The organism is Pseudomonas laurentiana, from assembly GCF_014648275.1.
Taxonomy (GTDB): Bacteria; Pseudomonadota; Gammaproteobacteria; order Pseudomonadales; family Pseudomonadaceae; genus Aquipseudomonas; species Aquipseudomonas laurentiana.
In genome coordinates this window covers 1-761 of record NZ_BMQU01000108.1, presented here as the reverse complement: position 1 = coordinate 761, position 761 = coordinate 1, and the positions used below count along the sequence as shown (strand labels likewise).

Genomic DNA, 761 nt, shown 5'->3' with positions numbered 1-761 from the left:
AATTTAATTGAATACTATTTCATATTTTAAAAATCAATTTTTATATTTAATATATATTTATATTTAATATATATTTAAAAATTTTTTTTACCTAAATATTTTTTTTATTCATACTTTTTTATTATATTCTAATTAATAAAATCCAATAAATTATTTTTCATATTAAAATAAATCAAAATTAATAAAAAATTACTAAATAATACTCAAACATATACTTATTTTAAATACCTATTTATTTTTAATTAATCTTTATAAATTAATCACAAATCAAAATATAATTAAAACTCTTATATATCTTAAACTTATACTCAATACAATTAATATAAATTTCATAACATTTTCTAATTTTTTTAATAATTCCCAACTAAAAAAAAAAATTTTCTACATTTTTATTATAACAATTACAACCACTAAAACAACTATTAAATTAACTATAATCTCATCAATTTATCATAACAAAAAATCAATTCACATAAACCAATCAACCTTATTAAATAAATAACATAACTAAAAAAATTATAAATTAAAATTTACATATATAATAAATTATAACCTACAAAATTCTATTTATAAAAATCTAAAAAATCAAAATATTTTAACCCCATTTTTTATAAATTAAACCAAAATTCATTACAAAAATTCTATTAAAAAAAATCATTACTTCATCTAATATTTTAATATACCATTCAATTAAAAATTTACTAAATTAAAAATTTATAACATTCAAAAAACTATCAATCCTATATCACATTCAATAAAAA

1 protein-coding gene is annotated in these 761 nt (G+C 12.6%); it reads left to right on the top strand.

Features of this window, described 5'->3' with window-relative positions; all coding sequences use genetic code 11:
- Positions 1–196: 196 nt before the first annotated feature.
- On the top strand, positions 197–502 hold the full coding sequence (nuoK, locus tag IE038_RS25600) for an NADH-quinone oxidoreductase subunit NuoK (RefSeq protein ID WP_189396426.1): 306 nt from the start codon (positions 197–199) through the stop codon (positions 500–502).
- Positions 503–761: the final 259 nt, after the last annotated feature.